28 protein-coding genes are annotated in these 25955 nt (G+C 74.4%); 21 read left to right on the plus strand and 7 right to left on the minus strand.

Annotation, left to right across the window (positions count from 1 at the left end):
- Positions 1 to 11: 11 nt before the first annotated feature.
- Together ABEB07_RS23045 and ABEB07_RS23050 are read right to left on the minus strand one after the other, a co-directional pair.
- On the minus strand, positions 12 to 1058 hold the full coding sequence (locus tag ABEB07_RS23045; protein WP_176148579.1) for a hypothetical protein: 1047 nt from the start codon (positions 1056 to 1058) through the stop codon (positions 12 to 14).
- 259 nt (positions 1059 to 1317) lie between these two features.
- Positions 1318 to 2895, minus strand: a complete 1578-nt coding sequence (locus ABEB07_RS23050; RefSeq protein ID WP_176148578.1) for an oxidoreductase — start codon at positions 2893 to 2895, stop codon at positions 1318 to 1320.
- Positions 2896 to 3144: 249 nt separating this feature from the next.
- Between ABEB07_RS23050 and hisD the strand changes: the two genes are divergently transcribed.
- The 10 genes from hisD to ABEB07_RS23100 all read left to right on the plus strand — a co-directional run bounded on the left by hisD (position 3145) and on the right by ABEB07_RS23100 (position 10963).
- The gene (gene hisD / locus ABEB07_RS23055) at positions 3145 to 4494 is read left to right on the plus strand and encodes a histidinol dehydrogenase (protein ID WP_345670087.1); all 1350 of its coding nucleotides are present in this window, start codon (positions 3145 to 3147) and stop codon (positions 4492 to 4494) included.
- Complete coding sequence (locus ABEB07_RS23060) at positions 4491 to 5600, plus strand: histidinol-phosphate transaminase (protein ID WP_345670088.1); 1110 nt, start codon at positions 4491 to 4493, stop codon at positions 5598 to 5600. The genes hisD and ABEB07_RS23060 overlap by 4 nt, the downstream gene beginning before the upstream one ends.
- Positions 5597 to 6190, plus strand: a complete 594-nt coding sequence (hisB, locus tag ABEB07_RS23065; protein WP_055416452.1) for an imidazoleglycerol-phosphate dehydratase HisB — start codon at positions 5597 to 5599, stop codon at positions 6188 to 6190. Before ABEB07_RS23060 ends, hisB begins: the two co-directional genes overlap by 4 nt.
- Entirely contained in the window at positions 6187 to 6351 is a 165-nt protein-coding gene (locus ABEB07_RS23070) for a hypothetical protein (protein WP_176148575.1), read from the plus strand. Before hisB ends, ABEB07_RS23070 begins: the two co-directional genes overlap by 4 nt.
- Positions 6342 to 6992, plus strand: coding sequence for an imidazole glycerol phosphate synthase subunit HisH (hisH, locus tag ABEB07_RS23075; protein ID WP_425589061.1), 651 nt, complete (start codon positions 6342 to 6344; stop codon positions 6990 to 6992). Before ABEB07_RS23070 ends, hisH begins: the two co-directional genes overlap by 10 nt.
- Entirely contained in the window at positions 6992 to 7717 is a 726-nt protein-coding gene (gene priA, locus ABEB07_RS23080; protein ID WP_345670090.1) for a bifunctional 1-(5-phosphoribosyl)-5-((5-phosphoribosylamino)methylideneamino)imidazole-4-carboxamide isomerase/phosphoribosylanthranilate isomerase PriA, read from the plus strand. Before hisH ends, priA begins: the two co-directional genes overlap by 1 nt.
- Before the next feature lie 16 nt (positions 7718 to 7733).
- Positions 7734 to 8138, plus strand: a complete 405-nt coding sequence (locus ABEB07_RS23085) for a RidA family protein (protein ID WP_164585035.1) — start codon at positions 7734 to 7736, stop codon at positions 8136 to 8138.
- Positions 8135 to 8890, plus strand: a complete 756-nt coding sequence (gene hisF / locus ABEB07_RS23090; protein WP_164585036.1) for an imidazole glycerol phosphate synthase subunit HisF — start codon at positions 8135 to 8137, stop codon at positions 8888 to 8890. The genes ABEB07_RS23085 and hisF overlap by 4 nt, the downstream gene beginning before the upstream one ends.
- A 139-nt stretch (positions 8891 to 9029) precedes the next feature.
- Entirely contained in the window at positions 9030 to 9614 is a 585-nt protein-coding gene (locus ABEB07_RS23095) for an ArsR/SmtB family transcription factor (RefSeq protein WP_345670091.1), read from the plus strand.
- 107 nt (positions 9615 to 9721) lie between these two features.
- Entirely contained in the window at positions 9722 to 10963 is a 1242-nt protein-coding gene (locus ABEB07_RS23100) for an MFS transporter (protein ID WP_345670092.1), read from the plus strand.
- Positions 10964 to 11111: 148 nt separating this feature from the next.
- Here the strand turns inward: ABEB07_RS23100 and ABEB07_RS23105 are convergent, their stop codons facing one another.
- A complete protein-coding gene (locus ABEB07_RS23105) occupies positions 11112 to 11747 on the minus strand; it encodes a TIGR03085 family metal-binding protein (protein ID WP_164587188.1) in 636 nt (211 codons plus the stop codon).
- A 142-nt stretch (positions 11748 to 11889) separates the two neighbouring features.
- Here ABEB07_RS23105 and hisI point away from each other — a divergent pair, with 142 nt between their 5' ends.
- From hisI to lgt, 11 genes are all read left to right on the plus strand, one after another.
- Positions 11890 to 12318: a phosphoribosyl-AMP cyclohydrolase gene (gene hisI, locus ABEB07_RS23110; RefSeq protein WP_345670093.1), complete on the plus strand. Its 429-nt coding sequence runs from the start codon at positions 11890 to 11892 to the stop codon at positions 12316 to 12318.
- A gap of 11 nt (positions 12319 to 12329) precedes the next feature.
- The gene (locus ABEB07_RS23115) at positions 12330 to 13820 is read left to right on the plus strand and encodes an anthranilate synthase component I (protein WP_176148568.1); all 1491 of its coding nucleotides are present in this window, start codon (positions 12330 to 12332) and stop codon (positions 13818 to 13820) included.
- An 84-nt stretch (positions 13821 to 13904) separates the two neighbouring features.
- Complete coding sequence (locus ABEB07_RS23120; RefSeq protein ID WP_345670094.1) at positions 13905 to 14552, plus strand: TIGR02234 family membrane protein; 648 nt, start codon at positions 13905 to 13907, stop codon at positions 14550 to 14552.
- 139 nt (positions 14553 to 14691) lie between these two features.
- Entirely contained in the window at positions 14692 to 14940 is a 249-nt protein-coding gene (locus ABEB07_RS23125) for an HGxxPAAW family protein (protein WP_164582863.1), read from the plus strand.
- Positions 14941 to 15053: 113 nt separating this feature from the next.
- Positions 15054 to 15497, plus strand: coding sequence for a DUF2752 domain-containing protein (locus ABEB07_RS23130; RefSeq protein ID WP_345670096.1), 444 nt, complete (start codon positions 15054 to 15056; stop codon positions 15495 to 15497).
- Positions 15498 to 15693: 196 nt separating this feature from the next.
- Positions 15694 to 16503, plus strand: coding sequence for an indole-3-glycerol phosphate synthase TrpC (gene trpC / locus ABEB07_RS23135; RefSeq protein ID WP_164589907.1), 810 nt, complete (start codon positions 15694 to 15696; stop codon positions 16501 to 16503).
- A 34-nt stretch (positions 16504 to 16537) separates the two neighbouring features.
- Entirely contained in the window at positions 16538 to 16750 is a 213-nt protein-coding gene (gene trpM, locus ABEB07_RS39270; RefSeq protein WP_425589065.1) for a tryptophan biosynthesis modulator TrpM, read from the plus strand.
- A 79-nt stretch (positions 16751 to 16829) separates the two neighbouring features.
- A complete protein-coding gene (trpB, locus tag ABEB07_RS23140) occupies positions 16830 to 18113 on the plus strand; it encodes a tryptophan synthase subunit beta (protein ID WP_176148565.1) in 1284 nt (427 codons plus the stop codon).
- Positions 18110 to 18937 (plus strand): tryptophan synthase subunit alpha, encoded by an 828-nt coding sequence (gene trpA, locus ABEB07_RS23145; RefSeq protein WP_176148564.1) that lies wholly within the window; start codon positions 18110 to 18112, stop codon positions 18935 to 18937. Before trpB ends, trpA begins: the two co-directional genes overlap by 4 nt.
- A 77-nt stretch (positions 18938 to 19014) precedes the next feature.
- Positions 19015 to 19785 carry a DsbA family protein gene (locus ABEB07_RS23150; RefSeq protein WP_345670098.1) on the plus strand — a complete coding sequence of 257 codons (771 nt, stop codon included), beginning with the start codon at positions 19015 to 19017 and terminating at the stop codon, positions 19783 to 19785.
- Between the two features lie 174 nt (positions 19786 to 19959).
- Complete coding sequence (gene lgt, locus ABEB07_RS23155) at positions 19960 to 21009, plus strand: prolipoprotein diacylglyceryl transferase (RefSeq protein WP_345670099.1); 1050 nt, start codon at positions 19960 to 19962, stop codon at positions 21007 to 21009.
- 88 nt (positions 21010 to 21097) lie between these two features.
- Here lgt and ABEB07_RS23160 read toward each other — a convergent pair whose 3' ends face one another.
- Genes ABEB07_RS23160 through ABEB07_RS23175 form a run of 4 tightly spaced genes read right to left on the minus strand, consistent with a single transcriptional unit; the run spans position 21098 to position 25951 of the window.
- Positions 21098 to 22090 carry an HpcH/HpaI aldolase/citrate lyase family protein gene (locus ABEB07_RS23160; protein WP_345670100.1) on the minus strand — a complete coding sequence of 331 codons (993 nt, stop codon included), beginning with the start codon at positions 22088 to 22090 and terminating at the stop codon, positions 21098 to 21100.
- Entirely contained in the window at positions 22087 to 23358 is a 1272-nt protein-coding gene (locus ABEB07_RS23165) for a CaiB/BaiF CoA transferase family protein (RefSeq protein WP_345670101.1), read from the minus strand. The genes ABEB07_RS23160 and ABEB07_RS23165 overlap by 4 nt, the downstream gene beginning before the upstream one ends.
- The gene (locus ABEB07_RS23170) at positions 23355 to 24734 is read right to left on the minus strand and encodes an ADP-ribosylglycohydrolase family protein (RefSeq protein ID WP_345670102.1); all 1380 of its coding nucleotides are present in this window, start codon (positions 24732 to 24734) and stop codon (positions 23355 to 23357) included. Before ABEB07_RS23170 ends, ABEB07_RS23165 begins: the two co-directional genes overlap by 4 nt.
- Positions 24722 to 25951 (minus strand): ADP-ribosylglycohydrolase family protein, encoded by a 1230-nt coding sequence (locus ABEB07_RS23175; protein WP_345670103.1) that lies wholly within the window; start codon positions 25949 to 25951, stop codon positions 24722 to 24724. The genes ABEB07_RS23170 and ABEB07_RS23175 overlap by 13 nt, the downstream gene beginning before the upstream one ends.
- Positions 25952 to 25955: the final 4 nt, after the last annotated feature.

The raw sequence follows: 25955 nt of genomic DNA on the forward strand, positions 1-25955 counted from the left end.
GGCCCAGAAGCCTAATGGTCGCGGGCGCGGGCGCGTCGGCCGCGCCCGTTTTCCGGGCCGCCGTCCGGTTTCGCGCCGTGCGCCGAGCGGACCTCGGCGCGCAGTTCGAGGAACCGGCCCAGCGCGTCGTCGGACACCCGGTCCCAGGGGAAGGAGGTGGCGTAGGGGCCGATCAGGGCGAACTGCCCGAGCGCCTCCTCACGGCGGCCGAGCCGGATCAGCAGGTACGCCAGCAGGTTGCGGATCTCCGCCGCCGGCCAGGGCCGGTCCGCCGGGAGCAGGTCCGACAGCGCGATCGCCCGGTCCGCCGCCGCGTCCAGCCGGGCCCGCTCCACCCCGGCGCCGTCGCCGGCCAGACAGGCGAGGGCGGCGCGGGCCGGCAGCGCCTGCACCGGCGAGCCGGCCGGGGCGTCCTGCGCGGCGAGGTCGGCGAAGTCGAAGCACTCGCGGTGCGAGCCGTGCCAGGACGAGGCCAGGTAGCGCAGGGCGGCCACGTGGCAGCCGTAGTGGTGCGGGTCGCGGCGGACCGCGGCCTCCCACAGCTCGCCGAAGTAGGTGTGCCCGGCGCGGCTGCCGCGCGCGTGGTCCAGCGCGACCCGCCAGGGCACCGGGTCCCGGCCGTCGGCGCGAGCGGCGGCGGTGATCAGCGGGCTGACCTCGCGCAGCAGCTCGGCCCGGCCCGGCGAGGGCCAGGCGCGGTCCACGGCGAGCTGGGCGGCGACCAGCAGCGCGTCCGGGTCGTGCGGGGCGGCGGCGCGCCAGTCGCGCAGCCAGTCGGGGCGCGAGCGGGCGAAGGCGGCCAGCCGCAGCGCGTACCGGTCGCGGTCGTCCCACTCGGCCCGCTCGCGGGTGGCGGCGAGCAGGACGGCGGCGGGACCGTAGGCGCCCTGGGCGGCCGCGACCAGCGCCGGTCCGAGACGGTCGTCGGGGACGTCGAGGAGCACCTCGTCGTCGGCGGGCAGCCCGTCGGCGGCGAGGACGGCGACGGGGCGCCGGGCGCTTCGTGTCATCCGGGTGGGGCGGATGAAGGGGGGCAGCAGAGCCATGGTGTCGACCATTGAAAGTGCGCAGGTGGCGACGGCGCCAGAGGGTGTGGGCAAGCCGGTGAAAGTTGTACGCCGACAGGTCAAGGTCCGGTAAAAAGGTGAGGTTTCAACTATGTTCTCACGCCACCGACCCGCCCCCGCACCCGGAACCGCGCCGCGGCCGGACCCGCGCTCCGCCGTCGGCCGCGCCTCAGCGCCGCCGTCAGCCGTGCCTCGGCCGCACCTGGGCTCCAGCCGTCAGCCGCGCCTCAGCGCCGCCGTCGGCCGCGTCTCAGCTCCTCCGCAGCAGCCGGGTGGCCCCCGCCGCCACCGTCGTGGCCAGCACCCAGCCCAGCAGCACCAGCGCCGCCGCGAGCCACTGCCAGCCGCCGCTCAGCTGCCACTGGCTGGCCTGGCCGAAGTCGACGACCGGCAGCAGCAGGTCCAGGGCGTACAGGGCCGGGTTCCAGTGCGGGTGGTCGGCGGAGGCGGCCGGCGGGTGCCCCGCGTGCGCGAAGGCGAGCGAACCGGCGCCCCACAGCACCGCCATCCACACCGCCGCCCGGCCGGGCCGGTACCCGTAGGCCACCGTGACGTCCTGGAGGTAGCCCCACAGCTTGGAGGCCGGCGGCAGCGTCTCGCGGCGGCGGCGGTGCTTGGCCAGGAGCACCTCGCGGGCGTCCTCGTCCTCACCGCAGCCCTTCAGCACCGCCGCCAGCCGCTCGTACGGCTCCGGGTTGAACTCGGCGGTCGCCGCCGACACCCACGCGAGCCGCTCGGCCAGCGGGAACGGGCCCTGCGGCACCAGGTTCTCGTAGGTGAAGCCGCTCATGTGCAGCCGGCCGGGGCCGGGCCAGCTGTCCGCGCGGTCGACCAGCGTCTCGACCTTCGCCCCGGACAGCACCACCTTCCCGCGCCCCGGCCGCTGCCCGAGGAAGCGCAGCTCGGGCGCCTGCACCCGGCGCAGCGACAGCTCCTGGTCGTCGCCGAGGGCGAAGCGCGCCCGCTCCAGGTCGACCGCGTCGCCGAACCGCCCGTCGTCCAGCCGCACCCCGCCCTGGCACTCGAAGTCCTGGATGCGGGTGCCGCGCGCGGGGGTCACCCCGCTCATCAGCGGGTTGCCGAGCCCGGCCGGGGTCAGGTACAGGGTGCGCTCGACGGTCAGCTGGGGCGCGTTGAGCGCGTACCGGGTGTAGGGGCCGGACAGCTTCGCGCCGCGCAGGCTCAGCGACACGCCGATCTTCGCGCTGCGCAGGCTCACCTCGCCGTACGCCTGGAGCAGCTCGGCCTGGAGGTCCTGGCCGACGGCCAGCCCGTCGGCGGCCAGCGAGCGGCCGGCCCGGTCCCGGTGCACGATCGCCTCGTTGAGCAGCAGGTCCGTGCCGATCTGCGCGTCGGTCAGCCGCATCCCGCGCAGGAACCGGCAGCGCGGCAGGTGCAGGTCGCCCTCGGTCTGCACCCGGGCCGCCTCCAGGCGCGGCACCGAGCAGTCCACCATCCGCAGGGTCGTGAAGCGGGCCTCCGGCAGCAGCACCTCCTCCTCGAACCGGCAGCCCTTCATCTCCACGAACGGCACCACCGTGCCGCCGGCCAGATCGAACGGGCCGGTGATCCGCAGTCCGGTCAGCTTCAGCGACGACACCCGCCCGGCGAGCGCGGGCGGCCCGTCCAGCAGCAGCCAGCACACCACTCGCGCCCGCACCGAGCGCTCCGCTCCCCAGGGGGCGTCGCCGTGCGGATCGTCCACGGCCGCGTCCCCGGCGCGCAGGTCGTACACAGTGCCGTTGCGGAAGGCCTGCCACATCCCGGCCTCGACGTCGGTCAGGTCGTCCGGCAGGTCTCCGGCCCGGCGGCCGGTCACCTCGGTCACGGATCTCCCCTTCTTCCCCGGCTACTCGTGAGTTCTGTGGGTTCGTACAACCGGTCATGCCCGGTGTGTGACGATTCGAACGCACAGCGTGAAGAAGATCTTCCGACGATCACTCGAAAGTGCCGGACGCGACGGGCAGGCATCTGATATAGGCCACCGTCACGGGACGACACCCGAGTGACGGACGTTCCGTATCAGCCATTGATACGGGCGAACGGCGTCCGCGCGCGGTCTGAGAGAATTGGAACCGTGATCTCCCGAATCGATCTGCGCGGCGACGCCCTTCCCGAGGGACCCGCCCTGCGTGACCTGCTGCCCCGAGCCGACTTCGACGTTCAGGCCGCCCTGGAGAAGGTGCGGCCGATCTGCGAGGCCGTGCATCATCGCGGTGACGCGGCACTGATCGACTTCGCCGAGAAGTTCGACGGCGTACGGCTGGAATCGGTCCGGGTCCCGGTCGAGGCGATCAAGGACGCGCTGGAGCGGCTCGACCCCGCCGTGCGCGCCGCGCTGGAGGAGTCCATCCGCCGGGCCCGCCTGGTCCACCGCGCGCAGCGCCGGAGCGCGCACACCACCCAGGTCGTCCCCGGCGGCTCGGTCACCGAGAAGTGGGTGCCCGTCGAACGCGTCGGGCTCTACGCGCCGGGCGGCCGCTCGGTCTACCCGTCCTCCGTGGTCATGAACGTCGTGCCCGCCCAGGAGGCCGGCGTCGAGTCCATCGCGCTCGCCTCCCCGGCCCAGGCCGAGTTCGGCGGCCTGCCGCACCCGACGATCCTGGCCGCCTGCGCCCTGCTCGGCGTGGACGAGGTCTACGCCGCCGGCGGCGCCACCGCCGTGGCGATGTTCGCCCACGGCACCGAGTCCTGCCCGCCCGCCAACATGGTCACCGGCCCCGGCAACATCTGGGTCGCCGCCGCCAAGCGCTACTTCACCGGCAAGATCGGCATCGACGCCGAGGCCGGCCCGACCGAGATCGCCGTCCTCGCCGACGACACCGCCGACCCGGTGCACGTCGCCTCCGACCTGATCAGCCAGGCCGAGCACGACCCGCTGGCCGCCGCCGTCCTGGTCACCGACTCCGTCGAGCTGGCGGACGCGGTGGAGAAGGAGCTGGCGCCGCAGGTCGCGGCCACCAAGCACGTCGAGGACCGGATCCGCCCGGCGCTCGCGGGCCGGCAGTCCGCGATCGTCCTGGTGGACGGCCTGGAGGAGGGCCTGCGGGTGGTCGACGCCTACGGCGCCGAGCACCTGGAGATCCAGACCGCCGACGCCGCCGCCGTCGCCGACCGGGTGCGCAACGCCGGCGCGATCTTCATCGGCCCCTGGGCGCCCGTCTCGCTCGGCGACTACGCGGCCGGCTCCAACCACGTCCTGCCGACCGGCGGCTGCGCCTGCCACTCCTCGGGACTGTCCGTGCAGTCCTTCCTGCGCGGCATCCACATCGTCGACTACACGCGCGACGCCCTCGCCGAGGTCGCCCACCACGTGGTGACGCTGGCCGAGGCGGAGGACCTGCCCGCGCACGGCGCGGCGATCAAGGCGCGTTTTGTTGGGAACGAACAGATGTCGCGTGGGTGGAAGGAACCGGAGAGCAAGTGAGCTTCGGAATCGACGATCTCCCCGTACGGGACGAGCTGCGCGGCAAGTCCCCCTACGGAGCGCCCCAGTTGGACGTCCCCGTACGGCTGAACACCAACGAGAACCCCTACCCGCTGCCCGAACCGCTCGTCGAGCGGATCGCGGAGCGGGTCCGCGCGGCCGCCCGCGACCTCAACCGCTACCCCGACCGGGACGCGGTCGAACTGCGCACCGGGCTGGCCGCGTACCTGACGAAGACCGGCCACCACCGCCTCGGCGTCGAGAACGTGTGGGCCGCCAACGGCTCCAACGAGGTCATCCAGCAACTGCTCCAGACCTTCGGCGGGCCCGGCCGCACCGCGATCGGCTTCGAGCCGTCGTACTCGATGCACGCGCTCATCGCCCGCGGCACCGGCACCCGCTGGATCTCCGGCCCGCGCGGCGAGGACTTCACCATCGACCTCGCCGCCGCCCAGAAGGCGATCGCCGAGCACCGGCCGGACGTCGTCTTCGTCACCACCCCCAACAACCCCACCGGCACCGCGGTCCCGCCCGAGACGGTCCTCGCGCTGTACGACGCGGCCCAGGCGGCGAAGCCGTCCATGGTGGTCGTGGACGAGGCCTACATCGAGTTCAGCCACGGCGCCTCGCTGCTGCCGCTGCTGGCGGGCCGCCCGCACCTGGTGATCTCGCGCACCATGTCGAAGGCGTTCGGCGCGGCCGGACTGCGCCTGGGCTACCTCGCCGCGCACCCCGCGGTCGTGGACGCGGTCCAGCTGGTCCGGCTGCCCTACCACCTCTCGGCGATCACCCAGGCGACCGCCCTGGCCGCCCTGGAGCACACCGACACCCTGCTCGGCTACGTCGAGCAGCTGAAGGCCGAACGGGACCGGCTGGTCGCCGAACTGCGCGCCACCGGCTACGACGTGGTCGAGTCCGACGCCAACTTCGTGCAGTTCGGCCGGTTCGCCGACTCCCACCAGGCCTGGCGGAAGATCCTCGACCGGGGCGTCCTGGTCCGGGACAACGGCGTACCGGGCTGGCTGCGGGTGTCCGCCGGCACCCCCGAGGAGAACGACGCGTTCCTGGACGCGGTACGAGAGTTGCAGAAGGAGTTGGACGCATGAGCCGCGTCGGGCGCGTGGAGCGCACCACCAAGGAGACCTCGGTCCTGGTCGAGATCGACCTCGACGGCACCGGCAAGACCGACATCGCCACCGGCGTCGGCTTCTACGACCACATGCTCGACCAGCTCGGCCGGCACGGGCTGTTCGACCTGACCGTCAAGACCGACGGCGACCTGCACATCGACTCCCACCACACCATCGAGGACACCGCCCTCGCGCTCGGCGCCGCCTTCAAGCAGGCGCTCGGCGACAAGGTGGGCATCTACCGCTTCGGCAACTGCACGGTCCCGCTGGACGAGTCCCTCGCCCAGGTCACCGTCGACCTCTCCGGCCGCCCCTACCTCGTGCACACCGAGCCCGAGAAGATGGCGCCGATGATCGGCGAGTACGACACCACGATGACCCGGCACATCCTGGAGTCCTTCGTCGCCCAGGCCCAGGTCGCCCTGCACGTCCACGTGCCCTACGGGCGCAACGCGCACCACATCGTGGAGTGCCAGTTCAAGGCGCTCGCCCGGGCGCTGCGCTACGCCAGCGAGCGCGACCCGCGCGCGGCCGGCATCCTCCCCTCCACGAAGGGCGCCCTGTGACCGGCCTGTCGACCATCCTGATCGTCGTCGGCCTGTTCCTGGTCGGCGGCATCATCTCCTTCGTCAAGCAGGAGATGCCGCGCAGCCTGATCGTGCTGCTGTCCATCGCCGCCGCGATGTGCCTGGTGGCGGGTGTGATGCGGCTGGAGGTGTGGAATTGAGCGCGTCGCCCCGCAAGGTGGTCGTCTTCGACTACGGCTTCGGCAACGTCCGCTCCGCCGAGCGCGCGCTGGCCCGGGCCGGCGCCGAGGTCGAGATCACCCGTGACTTCGACCGGGCGATGAACGCCGACGGGCTGCTCGTGCCCGGCGTCGGCGCGTTCGCCGCCTGCATGCGCGGCCTCAAGGAGGCCCGCGGCGACTGGATCGTGGACCGCCGGCTTGCCGGCGGCCGCCCGGTCATGGGCATCTGCGTCGGCATGCAGATCCTGTTCGCCCGCGGCATCGAGCACGGCGTGGAGGCCGAGGGCCTGGACGAGTGGCCCGGCACGGTCGCCCCGCTGGAGGCCGACGTGGTGCCCCACATGGGCTGGAACACGGTGGAGGCGCCCGCCGACTCGCAGCTGTTCGCCGGCCTCGACTCCGACGCCCGCTTCTACTTCGTGCACTCCTACGCCGTCCAGGACTGGCGGCTGGAGTCGCACAACCCGGCGATGCTCGCCCCCAAGGTCACCTGGGCCACCCACGGCAAGCCCTTCGTGGCCGCCGTGGAGAACGGCGCCCTGTGGGCCACCCAGTTCCACCCCGAGAAGTCCGGCGACGCCGGAGCGCAGCTGCTGACCAACTGGATCGGAACCCTGTGATGGCTTCGAAGCTCGAACTCCTCCCCGCCGTCGATGTGCGCGACGGTCAGGCCGTCCGCCTGGTGCACGGCGAGTCCGGGACCGAGACCTCCTACGGCTCCCCCCTGGAGGCGGCCCTGGCCTGGCAGCGCTCCGGGGCCGAGTGGCTGCACCTGGTCGACCTGGACGCCGCGTTCGGCACCGGCGACAACCGCGCCCTGATCGCCGAGGTCGCCGGCGCCATGGACATCAAGGTCGAGCTGTCCGGCGGCATCCGCGACGACGACACCCTCGCCGCGGCCCTGGCCACCGGCTGCACCCGCGTCAACCTCGGCACCGCCGCCCTGGAGACCCCCGAGTGGGTCGCCAAGGTCATCGCCGAGCACGGCGACAAGATCGCCGTCGGCCTGGACGTGCGCGGCACCACGCTGCGCGGCCGCGGCTGGACCCGCGACGGCGGCGACCTCTACGAGACGCTGGAGCGCCTGGACAAGGAGGGCTGCGCCCGCTACGTCGTCACCGACATCGCCAAGGACGGCACCCTCCAGGGCCCCAACCTGGAGCTGCTGAAGAACGTCTGCGCGGCCACCGACCGCCCGGTCGTCGCCTCCGGCGGCGTCTCCTCGCTCGCCGACCTGCGGGCCATCGCCGACCTCGTGCCGCTCGGTGTCGAGGGCGCCATCGTCGGGAAGGCCCTGTACGCGAAGGCGTTCACGCTCGAAGAGGCCCTGGAGGCTGCATCGTGACAAGGGACACGGCGTCATGACGTCCGAAGCCGTACGGCGGGTGCGGAGCGGAAGTCCGTGGGAGGACAGTTTCGGATTCGCGCGCGCCGTCGCGGCCGGCGACCGGGTGCTGGTCGGCGGCACGACGTCCTTCAAGGGCAGCGTGCTGTACGGCGAGGGCGACCCCTACGAACAGGCGAAGGTGGCCTTCGCCGGCGCGCTGGAGGCGATCGCCGCGTTCGGTCTCGGCCCCGAGTCGGTGGTGCGGACCAGGATGTACCTGTCGCACTCCCGTGACGTCGACGAGGTGGGCCGGGCCCACCAGGAGCTGTTCGGTTCCGTGCGTCCGGTGGCGACCCTGCTGGTCGTGGAGGGCTTCGTCGACCCGCGGATCCTGGTCGAAGTGGAACTAGAGGCATTCAGAGGAGCCGAGAGCACATGACCCTGGCGGTCCGAGTCATCCCCTGCCTGGACGTGGACGGCGGCCGGGTCGTCAAGGGCGTCAACTTCCAGAACCTGCGCGACGCGGGCGACCCCGTCGAGATGGCCAAGGTGTACGACGCCGAGGGCGCCGACGAGCTGACGTTCCTGGACATCACCGCCTCCTCCGGCAACCGCGAGACGACGTACGACGTGGTGCGCCGCACCGCCGAGCAGGTGTTCATCCCGCTCACCGTCGGCGGCGGCGTGCGCACCGCCGAGGACGTCGACAAGCTGCTGCGGGCGGGCGCCGACAAGGTGGGCGTCAACACCGCCGCGATCGCCCGCCCGGACCTGATCCGGGAGATCGCCGAGCGCTTCGGCCGCCAGGTGCTGGTGCTGTCCGTCGACGCGCGCCGCACCGGGTCCGGCTCCTTCGAGGTGACCACCCACGGCGGCCGCGAGGGCACCGGGATCGACGCGGTGGAGTGGGCGCACCGCGCGGCCGAGCTGGGCGCGGGCGAGATCCTGCTCAACTCCATGGACGCGGACGGCACCAAGGACGGCTACGACCTGGAGATGATCGCCGCCGTGCGCGAGCACGTCACCGTCCCGGTCATCGCCTCCGGCGGCGCCGGCCGCCTCGACCACTTCGCGCCGGCCGTCGGCGCGGGCGCGGACGCGGTGCTGGCCGCCTCGGTCTTCCACTTCGGCGACCTGCGCATCGGTGAGGTCAAGGAGACCCTGCGCGCGGCGGGCCACCCCGTGCGCTGACCCCACAGCCCCCGCACTCCGCGCGGAGCACGCCCCGGCCGCCCCTCACGGGTGACCGGGGCTTCCTCTTCCGCAGAAGAGAAAGGAAAGTTGCGCAAATTACCTTGCGCAGTTTTTCTTTCGCGTCTACGGTTCAGGCATGTCAGGAAAGAAGCGCGAGGTCACCGACGTGGGCACGCTCAAGGCGCTCGCTCACCCGCTGCGGATGAAGCTGTACCGGCTGCTGTTCGTGGCCGGCACCGCCACCGCCTCCCAGTTGGCCGAGAAGGTGGACGAGGCCGTGTCCCTGGTCAGCTACCACCTGCGCAAGCTCGCCGAGCACGGTCTGATCGAGGCGGCCGAGCCGCGCAGCGAGGACGCCCGCGAACGCTGGTGGCAGCCCGCCTCCGACGGCGTCTCCGTCCGCGGCGAGGACTTCCGGGACGCGCCGGAGAAGGTGGCGGCGCACCTGGCCGCCTCCCGGCTCTTCATGGCGCAGCGCGCCGACATGTACCGCGCCTACCTCGACGAGCGCGCCCACTGGGGCCCCGAGTGGAACGAGGCCGCCCACGACAGCGAGTCGCTGACCCGGCTGACGGCCTCCGAGCTGGCCGCCTTCCAGCAGGACCTGCTCGACCTGCTGAGGAAGTACGACGAAGCCGGCCGCGCCCGTGAGGCGGCCGGCGACACGGAAGGGCGCGAGCACGTCGCGCTGCACGTGTACGCGTTCCCGTTCCGCGTCTGATCCACGTCTGATCCGCGTCTGATCCGCGTCTGATCCGCGTCTGATCCGCGTCTGATCCGCGTCTGATCCCGCGTCCGAGAGAGGCCGCCGTCGTGACCGTCCTGCCCGTGACCCCTGCCGCCGCCCCGCCCGTCGAACGCCCCGCCCACCGCGACGGCAACGTCCTGCGCTGGCTGACCGCCTACCTCGCGTCGATGATCGGCGACAACGTCTACTACCTCGCGCTGTCCTGGGCGGCCGTCCAGACGGGCACGCCCGCGCAGGCCGGCGTCGTCACCGCGGTGAGCGCGCTGCCCAGGGCGCTGCTGATGCTCGGCGGGGGAGTGATCGCCGACCGGTTCGGACCGCGCCGGGTCGTCATCGGCAGCGACGCCGTGCGCTGCGCCGCCGTCCTCGCGGTGGCGGCCCTGCTGTGGCACACCGGCCCGGGCCTGTGGCCGCTCACCGTCCTCGCCCTGTTCTTCGGCGTCGTGGACGCGGTGTTCATGCCCGCGGTCGGCGCCCTCCCGGCCCGCGTGACCGGCCGCGACCAGCTCGCCCGGGTGCACGGGATGCGCGGCCTCGCGGTCCGCTGCGCGAGCGTCGTCGGCGCCCCGCTCGGCGGCCTCGCGATCGCGGCCGGCGGCGCGGCGGCCGCCTTCGGGATCGCCGGCCTGCTGATCGCCGTCTCCGTGCCGCTGCTCACCTCGGTGCGGGTGCGGCGGCTGCCGCCGGACGAGACCGCGCGCGCCGGCGGCGCCACCGCCCGGCAGGACCTGGCGGCCGGACTGCGTTACATCCGCGGGCACCGGGTGCTGTTCCCGCTGATGCTCGCCATCGCCCTCGGCGACCTCGGCTTCGCCGGCCCGCTCAACGTCGGCCTCACCCTGCTCGCCGACGAGCGCGGCTGGGGCGCCGCCGGCATGGGCTGGGTGCTGGCCGGCTTCGGCACCGGGGCCGGCGCCGCCTCCCTGCTGCTGGCCGTACGCGGCCGGCTCCCGCACGCCGGCCGGCTGACCGCGTACACGATCTTCGCGGGCTCCGCGGCCATCGGCGCCCTCGCCTACGCGCCGGGCGTCACCGCGGCCGTCGGCGTGGCCCTGCTCGTCGGCCTCCTCGCGGGGCTCAGCGGCACCCTGTGCGGCGCGCTGCTCCAGACTCAGGCCGAACCGGCCTACCTCGGACGGGTCACCGCCGTGTCCGGCCTGGTCAGCCTGGGCCTGGCCCCCCTCGGCATGCCGCTGTCCGCCGCCGCGATCGGGGCCTACGGCACCGGACCGGTCTTCATCGTGAGCGCGACGGTCTGCGCCCTCGGCGGCGTCGTAGCCCTGGCCGCCCCGGCCCTGCGCCGCGCAGAACTCCCGAACTGAACACCCCGGGCGCGCGAGCTGAGCCTGCCGGACTTCCGTACGCGCCGGACTCCCGGGCCGTACGCGCCGAGTGCTCGGGCCGTACGCGCCAGGCGCCCGGGCCGGCCCCGCCGGGGGTTCCGGGGCGGAGCCGGCGAACGGGCCCCGTTCAGAAGCCCAGCCGCTTGGAGCCCGACACCTGCTCGATCGCGGCCGGCTCGCCCTCCAGATCCACCCGGGCCGCGCCCTGCCGGCCGAAGGCGAACATCAGCAGCTCCGCCGGCTCGCCGGTCGCCGTCACCACCGGGGCGCCCCGGTGCGCCACCGCTGTCTGGCCGTTGGGGCGGCGCAGCACCAGGCCGGTCGGAACGCCCCGGCCCAGCAGCCGGGCCGTGCGCTCCAGACGCGACCACAGCGTCTCCTGGAAGACCGGGTCCAGCTCGCGCGGCGACCAGCCCGGCTGCGCCCGCCGCACGTCCTCGGCGTGGACGTAGAACTCGACGGTGTTGGCCGCCTCGTCGACCTGCTTGAGCTGGAAGGGCGAGAACCGCGGCGGACCGGTGCGGATCAGCTGGATCAGTTCCTCGTACGGCTTGGCGGCGTACTCGTCCTGCACCTTCTGCAACCGCCCGGCCAGCGGCTTGATCAGCGCGCCCCCGGCCGCGTCGGGACGCCGCTCGCGCACCACCACGTGCGCGGCCAGGTCACGGGCGAGCCACCCCTCGCACAGGGTCGGCGCCTCCGGACCGGCGGTCTCCAAGAGGTCGGCGAGCAGGAGCCGTTCACGCTTGGCAAAGGTCGACATGGAGTCAGCCTACGACCGCCCGCCCCGTCCGCCCACCCGTCCCCCGGACCACCGCCCCAGGCCGGCGCCCGCCGCCGGCCGCCCCGCCCACAGAGTGGACGGCGGCCCCCGGCCACCCCGGCCGCGCGGCACAATGGCACCCATGACCAGCACGCCCGGTACCCCCCGGCCCAGCAGCCTCGACCCCGAGATCGCCGCGCGGCTCAAGCGCGGCGCCGACGGACTCCTGCCCGCGATCGCCCAGCAGTTCGACACCGGAGAGGTGCTGATGCTGGGCTGGATGGACGACGAGGCGCTGCACCGCACCCTGACCACCGGCCGCTGCACCTACTGGTCGCGCAGCCGCCGCGAGTACTGGGTCAAGGGCGACACCTCCGGCCACGTCCAGCACGTGCGCTCCGTCGCCCTGGACTGCGACGCGGACACCCTGCTGGTCAAGGTCGACCAGGTCGGCGCCGCCTGCCACACCGGCGAGCGCACCTGCTTCGACGCCGACGTCCTCCTCAAGGACGGCGCCCCCGCGCTCCCGCACGACGGCACCGGCTCCGCCGCGGCCGCCGCGGATCAGTAGGGTCGGCCGCCATGGACCTCGAGACGTTCCGCAAGCTGGCCGCCGACCGCCGCGTCATCCCGGTCACCCGCAAGCTCCTCGCCGACGGCGACACCCCCGTCGCCCTCTACCGCAAGCTCGCCGCCGAGCGCACCGGCACCTTCCTGCTGGAGTCCGCGGAGAACGGCCGCACCTGGTCCCGCTACTCCTTCGTCGGCGTCCGCAGCTCCGCCACCCTCACCGAGAAGGACGGCCGCGCCCACTGGCAGGGCGCCCCGCCGGTCGGCGTCCCCGTCGAGGGCGACCCGCTGGCCGCCCTGCGAGCCACCGTCGAGGCGCTGCACACCCCCCGCGACCTCGCCCAGGACCTGGGCCTGCCGCCCTTCACCGGCGGCATGGTCGGCTACCTCGGCTACGACATCGTGCGCCGCCTGGAGAAGATCGGCCCCGGCGAGCGCGACGACCTCCGGCTGCCCGAGCTGACCATGCTGCTCACCAGCGACCTCGCCGTCCTCGACCACTGGGACGGCACCGTGCTGCTGATCGCCAACGCGATCAACCACAACGACCTCGACACCGGCGTCGACGAGGCGTACGCCGACGCCGTCGCCCGCCTCGACGCGATGGAGGCCGACCTGTCCCGGGCGGTGCCCCAGCCGCCCGCCGCCCTGCCGCCCTCCGCGCTGCCCGAGTACACCGCCCGGTGGGGCGGCGCCGACTTCCGGGCCGCCGTCGAGGACGTCAAGGAGCGCATCCGCGCCGGCGAGGCCTTCCAGGTCGTCCCCTCGCAGCGCTTCGAGACGCCGTGCACCGCCAGCGCCCTGGACGTCTACCGGGTACTGCGGGCCACCAACCCCTCGCCGTACATGTACCTGCTGCGCCTGGACGGCTTCGACGTCGTCGGCTCCTCGCCCGAGGCCCTGGTCAAGGTCGAGGACGGCCGGGCCATGGTCCACCCCATCGCCGGCACCCGCCCGCGCGGCGCCACCCCCCAGCAGGACCAGGCCCTCGCCGACGAACTCCTCGCCGACCCCAAGGAACGCGCCGAGCACCTGATGCTCGTCGACCTCGGCCGCAACGACCTGGGCCGGGTCTGCGAACCGGGCTCCGTGGAGGTCGTCGACTTCATGTCCATCGAGCGCTACTCGCACGTCATGCACATCGTCTCGACGGTGACCGGCCGGGTCGCCCCGGACCGCACCGCCTTCGACGTGCTCACCGCCTGCTTCCCGGCCGGCACCCTGTCCGGCGCGCCCAAGCCGCGCGCCCTGCAGATCATCGACGAACTCGAACCCTCCCGGCGCGGCCTGTACGGCGGCTGCGTCGGCTACCTCGACTTCGCCGGCGACTCCGACACCGCCATCGCCATCCGCACCGCCGTGCTGCGCGACGGCACCGCCCACGTCCAGGCGGGCGCCGGCGTCGTCGCCGACTCCGACCCGGTGGCCGAGGACACCGAATGCCGCAACAAGGCCGCCGCCGTGCTCAGGGCGGTGCACACCGCCAACCGGCTGGCCCGCTAGGAGAGGTGGGACGGGGGAGGTGGGGCGTATCTCACGTACCCGTGACGAGCCCCGGGTGACGGTCCGCCCCGGGTGCACGCGATAGTGGAGTACGTGACTGCCGTACCTCACCCCCGTACCGAAGCCGCCGCCCCCGCCCGGTCCGGCCGCCGCAGCCTCGCCGTCGCCCTGCTGTGCGGCGCGCTCGGCGTGGCCGTGGCGCTGCTCGCGTCCCGGCAGCGCTGGGCGGAGGGCACCGCGACGGTGGCCGGCGGCGCCTTCCCGCTGACCGTCAAGGGCAGCGACGTGACGGGCGTGCCCGCGGCGCTCGCCGTGGTGGGCCTGGCCGCGCTCGTCGCCGTCTTCGCCGTCCGCCGCTCCGGCCGCCTGCTGGTATCCGCCCTGCTCGCGCTCTCCGGCGCCGGCACCGTCGCGGCGGCCGTCTCCGGCGCCTCCGACAACGGCGCCCTGGACGCCCGGGCCGCCCAGGTCTCCGGCGACACCGCCGCGACCGCCGCCGCGATCGGCCACACCGGCTGGCCCTACGTCGCCGCGGCCGGCGGCGCGCTGATCCTGCTGGCCGGACTGCTCGCCCTGCGCTTCGGCCGGCTGTGGCCCACCATGTCCGGCCGCTACGAACGCTCCGGCGCGCCCCGGCCCCGCGCGGCCCGCCCCGTCGACCCCGACCGGCCCGAGGACCTGTGGAAGGCCCTCGACCGCGGCGAGGACCCCACCGGCACTGGACCGGCCTGACCCGGGCGCCCGGCCCCGGCGCGCCGGCCGGCCGCGACACGTGCGCGAGGAGCCACCCCCGATCACCTCGCGTGCACGGGTACGGGACAATGGTCGCGAGCGTCCGGCTCAGACACGTACAAGCAACGAGGAGCAAGTCATGGCGGGCAGCAGCCACGGTCACACCCCGGCCGCCTGGACCGGTGTCATCATCGCCTTCATCGGTTTCTGCGCCGCTGGCGCCTTCATGGTGGCCGCCCAGCCGGTCGGCTTCTGGGCCGGCATGGGCGTGGTGCTGCTCGGCGGTGTCGTCGGCGCCATCATGCGCATGATGGGCCTCGGCCAGAAGAACGAGCACCCCGTCCACCAGATCGCGGGCCAGGGCGAGCCGGCCGGCGCCAAGAGCTGACACCCGTACGGCGGACCCGTACGGAACGCGCGGGAGGGGCGGCCCGCAGTCGCCCCTCGCGCGCGGACCGGCCGGCCGCCCCCGGCGCGCGCCCGCCCGCCGCGCCGGGCAGAATGCCAGGCGTGAACGCCGAGAGCCGAGTGGCGCCGCCGGGACCGGAGTCCGTCCCGCGACGGCTCGCCGTCCCCGCCGGGGTGCTGACCGCCGTCGCCGCCGCCTTCGCCTACGTCGGCGCGGTGGACCCGAACGAACCCGGCCACTACCCGGCCTGCCCCCTGCTGCGCTACGCCGGCCTCTACTGCCCCGGCTGCGGCGGACTGCGCAGCGCGCACGCCGTCGTCCACGGCGACCTCGCCGCGGCCCTCCACGACAACGCCCTGGCCGTCGCCGGCTACCTGCTCTTCGCCGCGGTGTGGACCGCGTGGGCGATCCAGGCGGCGCGCGGCCGGCGCCTGCGCCTGGATCCGCGGCCGGCGCACCTGTGGAGCGCGCTCGCCCTGTTCGCGGCCTTCACCGTCGTGCGCAACCTGCCCCTCGGCGCCCCGCTCCATCCCTGACCCGGGCAGCCGCCGTCCGGTGACCGGGCCGGCCCCTGTCCAGGTCGTGGGACCGCGCTCCACCGGATGCGGGGCCGACGCCCTCCTGCGGATACCATCGCAGTGACCGCCGGTTCCGCCCGTTTCACCGCCAAGCGGACGCCGGGGGCCGTTCGACCCGCTGGAACATCCCACCGTCTGGAAGGGGGCCGCTCGCGTGAGTGTGCTCGACGAGATCATCGACGGAGTCCGTGCCGACCTTTCGGAGCGGCAGGCGCGCGTCAGCCTCGAAGAGCTCAAGGAGCGCGCGGCGAAGGCTCCGGCCGCCAAGGACGGTCTGGCCGCGCTGCGCGGCGACGGCGTCAAGGTGATCTGCGAGGTCAAGCGCTCCAGCCCGTCCAAGGGCGCGCTGGCCGCGATCGCCGACCCGGCCGGCCTCGCCGCGGACTACGAGGCGGGAGGCGCCTCCGTCATCTCGGTGCTGACCGAGCAGCGCCGCTTCGGCGGCTCGCTCGCCGACCTGGAGGCGGTCCGCGCCCGCGTGGACATCCCCGTCCTGCGCAAGGACTTCATCGTCACGTCGTACCAGCTGTGGGAGGCCCGGGCCTACGGCGCCGACCTCGCCCTGCTGATCGTCGCCGCGCTCGACCAGCCGGCCCTGGAGTCGCTGATCGAACGCGCGGTGTCCATCGGCCTCACCCCGCTGGTCGAGGTGCACGACGAGGACGAGGTGGAGCGCGCGGTGGACGCGGGCGCCAAGGTCATCGGAATCAACGCGCGCAACCTCAAGACGCTGGAGGTCGACCGCGACACCTTCGAGCGCGTCGCGCCGGAGATCCCGGACCACCTCGTCAAGATCGCCGAGTCCGGCGTCCGCGGCCCGCACGACCTGATCGCCTACGCCAACGCCGGCGCCGACGCGGTCCTGGTCGGCGAGTCCCTGGTCACCGGCCGCGACCCCCGGACGGCGGTCGCCGACCTGGTGGCGGCCGGCACCCACCCCGCGCTGCGGCACGGCCGCGGCTGACCTGCCGGTAGGCTTGTCCCCGATGACGCTCACCATGACCCCCGTGGACCGGTACGCCCGCCTCGCGCGCGGCTGCCGTCCCCGCGGCTGCCGCGCGCCGGCCCGCAGGGTCCACGGCCGCCGGGTGAGGTACGTCATCGGCGACGAGCCCGGGCAGGTGAACGGTCGCCGATGGCAGCGCCCCGACAGGGGCGCGGGGCGGTGCCCGGACCCGCGGCTCGGCCGCGGGGTCGTGACCGGCCGCTGACGGCGCGCGGCCGACGGCCGACCCCCCGCCCCCACGGCGAACAGTGTCTTTTCACACGCACTCACCGTGAGGTACTGGCATGCCCAGCAACTACTTCCACCCCGACCCGGAGGGTCAGGTGCCCAGCCCCGCAGGCTACTTCGGGGCGTACGGCGGCAAGTTCATCCCGGAGGCCCTGGTCGCCGCCGTGGACGAGGTCGCCGTCGAGTACGACAAGGCCAAGGCCGACCCCGAGTTCGCCCGCGAGCTGGACGACCTGCTCGTCCACTACACCGGCCGTCCCAGCGCCCTGACCGAGGTGCCCCGCTTCGCCGAGCATGCCGGCGGCGCCCGCGTCTTCCTCAAGCGCGAGGACCTCAACCACACCGGCTCGCACAAGATCAACAACGTGCTCGGCCAGGCGCTGCTCACCAAGCGCATGGGCAAGACCCGGGTGATCGCCGAGACCGGCGCCGGCCAGCACGGCGTCGCCACCGCCACCGCCTGCGCCCTGTTCGGCCTGGACTGCACGATCTACATGGGCGAGATCGACACCCAGCGGCAGGCCCTCAACGTCGCCCGGATGCGCATGCTCGGCGCCGAGGTCGTGGCCGTGAAGTCCGGCAGCCGCACCCTGAAGGACGCCATCAACGAGGCGTTCCGCGACTGGGTCGCCAACGTCGACCGCACCCACTACCTGTTCGGCACCGTCGCGGGGCCCCACCCCTTCCCGGCCATGGTCCGCGACTTCCACCGGGTGATCGGCGTCGAGGCCCGCCGCCAGCTCCTGGAGCGGGCGGGCCGGCTGCCCGACGCCGCGGTCGCCTGCGTCGGCGGCGGCTCCAACGCCATCGGCCTCTTCCACGCCTTCATCCCCGACGCGGACGTCCGCCTGATCGGCTGCGAACCCGCGGGGCACGGCGTGGAGAGCGGCGAGCACGCGGCCACCCTGACCGCCGGCGAGCCCGGCATCCTGCACGGCTCGCGCTCCTACGTCCTCCAGGACGACGAGGGCCAGATCACCGAGCCGTACTCCATCTCGGCGGGCCTGGACTACCCGGGCATCGGCCCCGAGCACGCCTACCTCAAGGACTCCGGCCGCGGCGAGTACCGCGCGGTCACCGACGACGCGGCCATGCGGGCGCTGCGCCTGCTCTCGCGCACCGAGGGCATCATCCCGGCGATCGAGAGCGCCCACGCCCTGGCCGGCGCCCTGGACGTCGGCAAGGAGCTGGGCCCGGACGGACTGATCGTCGTCAACCTCTCCGGCCGCGGCGACAAGGACATGGACACCGCCGCCCGCTACTTCGGCCTGTACGACACCGACGCCGAGGTCGCCGCCGACGAGACCGCCACCGCCGAGATCGAGGGAGACGCCAAGTGAGCGGGAACATCCAGCTGCTGACCGACACCCTCGCCGCCGCCCGGGCCGAGGACCGCTCCGCGCTCATCGCCTACCTCCCGGCCGGCTTCCCGACCGTGGACGGCGGCATCGAGGCGATCAAGGCCGTCTTCGACGGCGGCGCCGACGTCGTCGAGGTGGGCCTGCCGCACAGCGACCCGGTCCTGGACGGCCCGGTCATCCAGACCGCCGACGACATCGCCCTGCGCGGCGGCGTCCGGATCGCCGACGTCATGCGGACGGTGCGCGAGGCCCACGAGGCCACCGGCAAGCCGGTCCTCGTCATGACCTACTGGAACCCGATCGACCGCTACGGCGTCGAGCGGTTCACCGCCGAGCTGGCCGACGCGGGCGGCGCCGGCTGCATCCTGCCCGACCTGCCGGTGCAGGAGTCCGCGCTGTGGCGCGAGCACGCCGACAAGCACGGTCTGGCGACCGTCTTCGTCGTCGCCCCGAGCAGCAGGGACGCCCGGCTGGCCGAGATCACCGCGGCCGGCTCCGGCTTCGTCTACGCCGCCTCCCTGATGGGCGTCACCGGCACCCGCGAATCGGTCGGCGAGCAGGCCCAGGACCTGGTGCGGCGCACCCGCGCCACCGGTGCGGAGCTGCCCGTCTGCGTCGGCCTCGGCGTCTCCAACCCGGCCCAGGCCGCGGAGGTCGCCGGCTTCGCCGACGGGGTGATCGTCGGCTCGGCGTTCGTCAAGCGGATGCTGGACGCGCCCGACCACGCGGCCGGCGTCGAGGCCGTCCGCACCCTCGCCGGCGAGCTGGCGCGCGGGGTCCGTGGCAGGAGCGGACAGGCGTAGCGCAAGATCGCATCACCCGAAGGGGTGGACCTGGGACCGGGGAGGCGCAATGCGCCTCCCCGGTTCGTTCTGCTGGTGTGAGCGAGAAGAACCATGACGCAAAGCGCACCGCCCGGCAGCGGCTGGCGGTCGAGCGGGAGAAGCAGAAGGCCTCGGAGCGGCGGCGGCGCACGCTGATCGTGGCCGCCGGCGTGGTCTGTGTGCTGGGCCTGGCCACGGTGATCGGCGTGGTCGCCGCGAACGCCGGCAAGAGCGGCGGCGGCTCCGGACCGGTCGCGGCGCCCTCCGGCGCGCTGGGCAAGGACGGCCTGGCCATCCCGGTCGGCGCGGACGGCGCCAAGTCGACGCTCACCGTGTGGGAGGACTTCCGCTGCCCGGCCTGCAAGGCCTTCGAGGCGGCCTACCGCCCCACGCTCCACGAGCTGACCGCCGCCGGCCGGCTCAAGACCGAGTACCACCTGGTCCGGCTGATCGACGGCAACCTCGGCGGCACCGGCTCGCTGCGCGCGGCCAACGCGGCGGCCTGCGCGCAGGACGCCGGCAAGTTCCCCGCCTACCACGACGTGCTGTACGACAACCAGCCCGAGGAGACCGACGACTCCTTCGCCGACAACGGCAAGCTGATCAAGCTGGCCGGCAAGGTGAACGGCCTGGACACGCCCGCCTTCCAGAAGTGCGTCAAGGACGGCGTGCACGACAGCTGGGTGGAGAAGTCCAACAAGGCGTTCCAGGCGGGCCACTACTCGGGCACCCCGACCGTCCTGCTGGACGGGAAGAACATCATCGAGGACCGCTCGATGACCCCGGCCAAGCTGAAGCAGACGGTGGAGGCGGCGAACAAGCGATGAACCGGGCGACGAGCGGCGGGCACGGCGCCGGCGGCGGGCGGAGGACGCGCGGCGGACCGGCTGTGACCAGGCCGGGAGGCGGGCGGCGGACGGGTGCGGAATGCTCCTGTTATGGACCCGTAGCCGGGTTGCCCGCCGTGGGCCCGCTCCGGCTGCGGTAGCGTCGACCCTGCCATGGAACTTGCCTACATTCCCAGCCCGTCGCACGGAGTGGTGTACCTCGGACCCATTCCGCTGCGCGGCTACGCGTTCTGCATCATCATCGGCGTCTTCGTCGCCGTCTGGCTCGGCAACAAGCGCTGGATCGCCCGGGGCGGACGGGCCGGCACGGTCGCCGACATCGCCGTCTGGGCGGTGCCGTTCGGCCTGGTCGGCGGCCGCCTCTACCACGTGATCACGGACTACGAGCTGTACTTCGGCGACGGCCGTGACTGGGTGGACGCCTTCAAGGTGTGGCAGGGCGGCCTCGGCATCTGGGGCGCGATCGCGCTCGGTGCGCTCGGCGCGTGGATCGGCGCGCGGCGCCGGGGCGTCCCGATGCCCGCCTACGCCGACGCCGTCGCGCCGGGCATCGCCTTCGCCCAGGCGATCGGCCGCTGGGGCAACTGGTTCAACCAGGAGCTGTACGGCCGGGAGACGCACGTTCCGTGGGCGCTGCACATCACCTCCTCGACGGACGGCCGGGTGCCCGGGTACTACCACCCGACGTTCCTGTACGAGTCGCTGTGGTGCGTGGGTGTCGCGCTGCTGGTCATCTGGGCCGACCGCCGCTTCAAGCTGGGCCACGGCCGGGCGTTCGCGCTCTACGTCGCCGCCTACTGCGTGGGCCGCGGCTGGATCGAGTACATGCGGGTGGACGACGCCCACCACATCCTCGGCCTGCGGCTGAACGACTGGACCGCGCTGCTCGTCTTCCTGCTCGCGGTGGCCTACATCTGGGTGTCGTCGAAGAAGCGGCCGGGCCGGGAGGCCGAGGTGGAGCCGGGCGCGGCCGCCGCCGGCGAGCCGACCGGGACCGGGGCCGGGGCGGACGCCGGGGCCGGCGAGGCGGACGGCGCCGCCGGGGCCGACGTCTCACCGGCGTCGGCCGCCGACGCCAAGAACCCCGACGGGGCGCGCCCCGACGCGGAGGGCGCCGGGACCGAGAGCAGCGACGCGCAGGACGCCGACCCGAAGGACGGCGTCGGTCTCAAGGACGGTGCCGGGACGGCCAAGCAGGGCTGACGAAGGCCGCAGGATCGTAGGCACCGAGGGCGCCCCCGGAAGTCCGGGGGCGCCCTCGTCGTGTGCGGCGGCCGTGCCCGGGGCGCGGTCAGCACCTGCGGGCCAGCGCCAGGGTGCGCTGGGCCGCCGCGACCACCGCCGCGTCGATGAACCGGCCGTCGCTGAGCGCCTGGGCGCCCCGGTCCGTGGTGGCCGCCTTGATGATCGTCTCGGCCTCCTCCAGTTCGCGGTCGGTCGGCAGATAGGCGCGTTCGATGATCGGCAGCTGGCGGGGGTGGATGGCCGCGCGGCCGAGGAACCCCAGGGAGCGCCCGCGGGCGCAGGAGGCCGCCAGCCCCTCCAGGTCCCGGATGTCCGGGTGCACGGACTGGGTGGGCGGGGCGAGACCGGCCGCGCGCGCGGCGACGACGACCCGGGCGCGGCACCAGTCCAGGCCGGTGTCCCGCCGCACCCCGAGGTCGGCCCGCAGATCCGCCTCCCCGATCGAGACGCCCCGCAGCGCCGGGTGCGCGGAGGCGATGGCGAAGGCGTGCTCGATGGCGAGAGCGGTCTCGAGGAGGGCGTAGAGCGGGGGAGCGGAGCCGTCGCCCGGCGGCGCGCTCGTGCCGCCCAGCCGCGGAAGGCGCGCGTCGCCGTCCTGCGGGAGGTCCGGGTCGTCTCCCTGGGCAACGGCCTGCGCGTCGTGGTCCCGCGCGGACCCGGGCCGCCGCGGGCAGGGGCCGGTGGGGGGCGAGTGGCCCGCCGCCCCGGTCTGCCGGGCGACCCGTACCACCTGCTCCGCCGAGGTCACCTTCGGCAGGCGCAGGCCGGCCAGACCCGGCCGGGGGGCGACCGCCGCGAGATCCGCCGACGCCAGCGGGCCGTCGAGCGCGTTGACGCGCACATGGACCGGGACGGGCGGCGGCTCGGCCAGCAGCTCGGCCGTGGCGGCGCGGGCGTACTCCTTGCGGTCCGGGGCGACCGCGTCCTCCAGGTCGATCACCACCACGTCGGCGCCCGAGGCCAGCGCCTTGGCGACCACGTGCGGACGGTCGCCGGGCGCGTACAGCCAGGTCAGCGGGAACGGCGCGGTGGGCGTCACAGGGCGCCCTCCGCGCGCAGCGCGGCCAGCTCCTTCGGCGTGAGCCCCAGCTCGGTCAGCACCGTGTCCGTGTCCGCGCCGTGCGGCCGGCCCGCCCAGCGGATCGCGCCGGGGGTGGCCGACAGCCGGAACAGGACGTTCTGCATCCGCAGCCGCCCCAGCTCCGGGTCGTACAGGGTGGTCAGGGTGCCGAGGGCCTGGTACTGCGGGTCGGCCACCACGTCGCGGACGTCCTGGATCGGGGCGATCGCCGCCTCCGCCTTCTCGAAGGCGGCCATCACCTCGGTGCGGGTATGCCGGGCGATCCAGCCGCCGACCGCCTCGTCCAGCACGTCCGCGTGGGCGGCCCGCTGCGCCCCGGTCGCGAACCACGGCTCGTCGATCAGCTCCGGGCGGCCCACCAGGCGCAGCACCCGTTCGGCCACCGACTGGGCCGAGGTGGAGACGGCGACCCAGGTGCCGTCCGAGGTGCGGTAGGTGTTGCGCGGGGCGTTGTTCTGGGTGCGGTTGCCGGTGCGCGGCTGGACGTAGCCGAGCTGGTCGTACCAGAGGGGCTGCGGGCCGAGGACGGTCAGGATCGGCTCGATGATCGCCATGTCGACGATCTGCCCCGTGCCGGTGCGCTCCCGGGCCGCGAGCGCGGTCAGCACCGCGTACGCCGTGGCCAGGCCGGCGATGGAGTCGGCGAGCCCGAACGGCGGGAGCGTGGGCGGCGCGTCCGGCTCGCCGGTGATCGCGGCGAAGCCGCTCATCGCCTCGGCCAGGGTGCCGAAGCCGGGCCGGGACGCGTACGGGCCGAACTGCCCGAAGCCGGTGACCCGGGCCAGCACCAGGCGCGGGTTGACCGCCGACAGTTCCGGCCAGCCCAGCTCCCACCGCTCCAGGGTGCCGGGGCGGAAGTTCTCCACGATCACGTCCGCGGTGGCGGCCAGTCGCAGCAGGGTGGCGCGGCCGCCCGGCTTGGACAGGTCCAGGGTGACGGTGCGCTTGTTGCGGCCCAGCAGCTTCCACCACAGGCCGACGCCGTTCTTGGCGGGGCCGTGGCCGCGGGACGGGTCGGGCTTGGCGGGATGCTCCACCTTGATCACCTCGGCGCCGAAGTCGCCGAGCATCATGGCGGCGATCGGCCCGGCGAACAGGGTGGCGAGATCGAGCACGCGCAGACCGGTCAGGGGCGGGGCGGCGCCCGGATCGTCGGAGCGGACGCCCGGGGCGTGGGGAGTGCCCGGATCTTGGGGAGTGCCCGGGTCGTGGGGTGGCGGTGTCATCGGCGGGCCGCCTCCCGGTGGGTGAGGCGGGCCAGGGCGTCGAAGCCGATGCCGTCGAAGTCGCCGACGGAGGTGGCCAGCCGGTTCTTCAGTGGGGCCGTCCAGCGCTCGGGCAGCGCGGCCGGGGAGCCGGCCAGCGCCGCGGCGACGGAACCGGCGGTGGCGCCGTTGGAGTCGGTGTCCCAGCCGCCGGACACCGCCCGGCAGACCGAGGCGGAGAAGTCGCCGTCCGCGTGGGTGAGCGCGGCGGCGATCAGCGCGGTGTTGGGCACGGCGTGCACCCAGTGGTAGGCGGCGGAGTACGTGGCGTGCAGCTCGTCCACGACCGTGTCGAAGTCCTCGTGGACGGCGGCCAGTTCGACGGCGTGCCGGACCGCGCGGGCGAGCCGGGAGCCGGGCGGCACGACGGTCAGCCCGACGGCCAGACAGGCGTGCACGTCGTGGGCGCCGCCGGCCGCGGCGGCGATGACGGCGGCGGCGAACATGGCCGCGTGCACGCCGTTCGCGGTGTGGGTGAGGACGGCGTCCCGGTGCGCCTGCTCGGCGGCCGCCGCCGGGTCGCCCGGGTGGGTCCAGCCGTGCACGTCGGCGCGGATCAGGGCGCCGATCCACTCCCGGAACGGATTGCGGTGGCGGGCGGTGCGCGGCGGTTCGATGCCGAGCAGGAGGTTGCGGTAGGCGACGCGCTCGGCGGTGAAGGCGCGGCCGGCGGGGAGTTCGTCCAGCCAGAGCCGGGCCACGTCGGCGGTGCTGAAGTCCTTGCCGTGGCGCTGGAGGAGGAGCAGGTTGAGCAGCGGGTAGTCGAGGTCGTCGTCCTCGGGCATGCCGTCGATGTTCTCGGCGAGCGAGGTGGCCGCCGAGCGGCGGTTCCAGGGGTGGCGGGCGGTCAGGTCGTCGGGGACGCCCCGGGCGGTGAACCAGGTGGTCAGCGGCCAGTTGCCGGCGGCGCGGGCGAGCTGGCGGATGCCGTCCAGGGGGAGCTTCTCCACCGGCTTGCCCAGCAGGCACCCCGCGGCCCGCCCCACCCAGGCGGCCTCCAGCCGCTCCACGTCCGGCGCGGCGGTGGAAGCGGCGCCCGAAGCGGCGGGCCTCGCCGGCCAGTCGGGGCACAGCGCCTTGATCGCGGCCAGCTCCGTCGGCTCGGCCTCCGCCAGACTGCTGGGCAGTTCGGCGAGTTCGTCCAGCAGGTCCTCCGCGAGCAGGCGCAGATAGCGGGAGGACGGCTCGGGCGAGGCGCCCGCCCGGGCCGGCGCCTCGGGGCCGCCGGCCGCCCGCCACCGCGCGGCCACCGCCTTCGGCTCCCGCCCGTCCTGCGCCGCCTGGCGCAGTTCGTGGCCGAGCAGGTCCTCCGGCTGGACCCAGGTCAGTCGGAGCATCGCGACCCTCCCATCCCGGCGAACGCCCGCTCGTGGGCGCGCCGGCGTCGTACGTCCTTCTCGAAGACCTCCCGGGCCACCGCGGCCAGGGTGCGGGCCGGCTCCCACAGGTCGAGACGGCTGGCCTCGGCCACCGTCTTCGCCCACTCCTCGGGCGCCGGCGAGCCGAGCGCGCCCGCCAGCGCCCCGGCCATGGTCGCGATGGAGTCGCAGTCGCGGCCGTAGTTCACCGCGCCGAGCACCGCGTGCCGGAAGTCGCCGCGCGCCACCGTCAGCATGCCGAGCGCGACGGGCAGTTCCTCGATCGCGTGCAGCCGGGACGGGCGGCGGGCGCCCAGCGAGGGGGCGCGGTAGTCGGGGCCGACCGTGTCGTAGGGGGCGACGGCCGCCCGCAGCGGGCCGAGCGCCGACTCGAAGTGGGTGTGGTCGCGGGCCACGTCGCAGACCGCTTCGATGGCCGCGCGGGTGCCGTCCTTCGCCAGCGCCAGGCACTCCGCCACGACCGAGTCGGGGGTGGCACCCGGCGTGCAGGCCGCGGCCACCGCGGCCGCCAGCACGCCCGCCGCCTCCCGCCCGTAGGACGACTGGTGGGCGCCCGCGACGTCCAGCGCCTCGGCGTAGGCGGCCCGCGGGTCGGCCGCGTTGACCAGGCCGACGGGGGCCGTGTACATCGCGGCGCCGCAGTTGACGATGTTGCCGACGCCGGCCTCGCGCGGGTCCACGTGGCCGTAGTGCAGCCGGGCCACCAGCCACTTCTCCGCCAGGAAGATCCGGTGCAGCGGCAGCGCCTCCGCCTCCAGCTCGGGGATCCAGCGCGGGTGCGTCATCAGGTCGGGGACCAGGTGGTCGGCGACCGCGTAGGCGTCGAGGTGGTCGCGGACCCGCGCGTACACGCGGACCAGCGCGTGGGTCATCAGGGTGTCGTCGGTGACGTGCCCGTCGCCCTTGTGGTACGGCGCGATCGGGCGGGCGGTGCGCCAGTCGTCGCCGCTCCAGGGGCCGACGACGCCGTGCACGCGGCCGCCGTGGCGCTGGAGGATCTGGTCGGGGGAGTAGCCCTCGACGGGTCCGCCGAGCGCGTCGCCGACGGCCGCGCCGACCAGTGCCGCGGTGATCCGTTCCTCCAGCGAGGGACCGCGCGGGCCCGCGGCGGGGTCGTCCTCCCGCCGGTCTTCTCCTTCTCGGGGCGTCCTGCCCGAGTCTTTTTGGGGCGTCATGCCC

The sequence above is a fragment of the Streptomyces similanensis genome (assembly GCF_039543625.1).
In the GTDB taxonomy this organism is placed as follows: Bacteria; Actinomycetota; Actinomycetes; order Streptomycetales; family Streptomycetaceae; genus Streptomyces; species Streptomyces similanensis.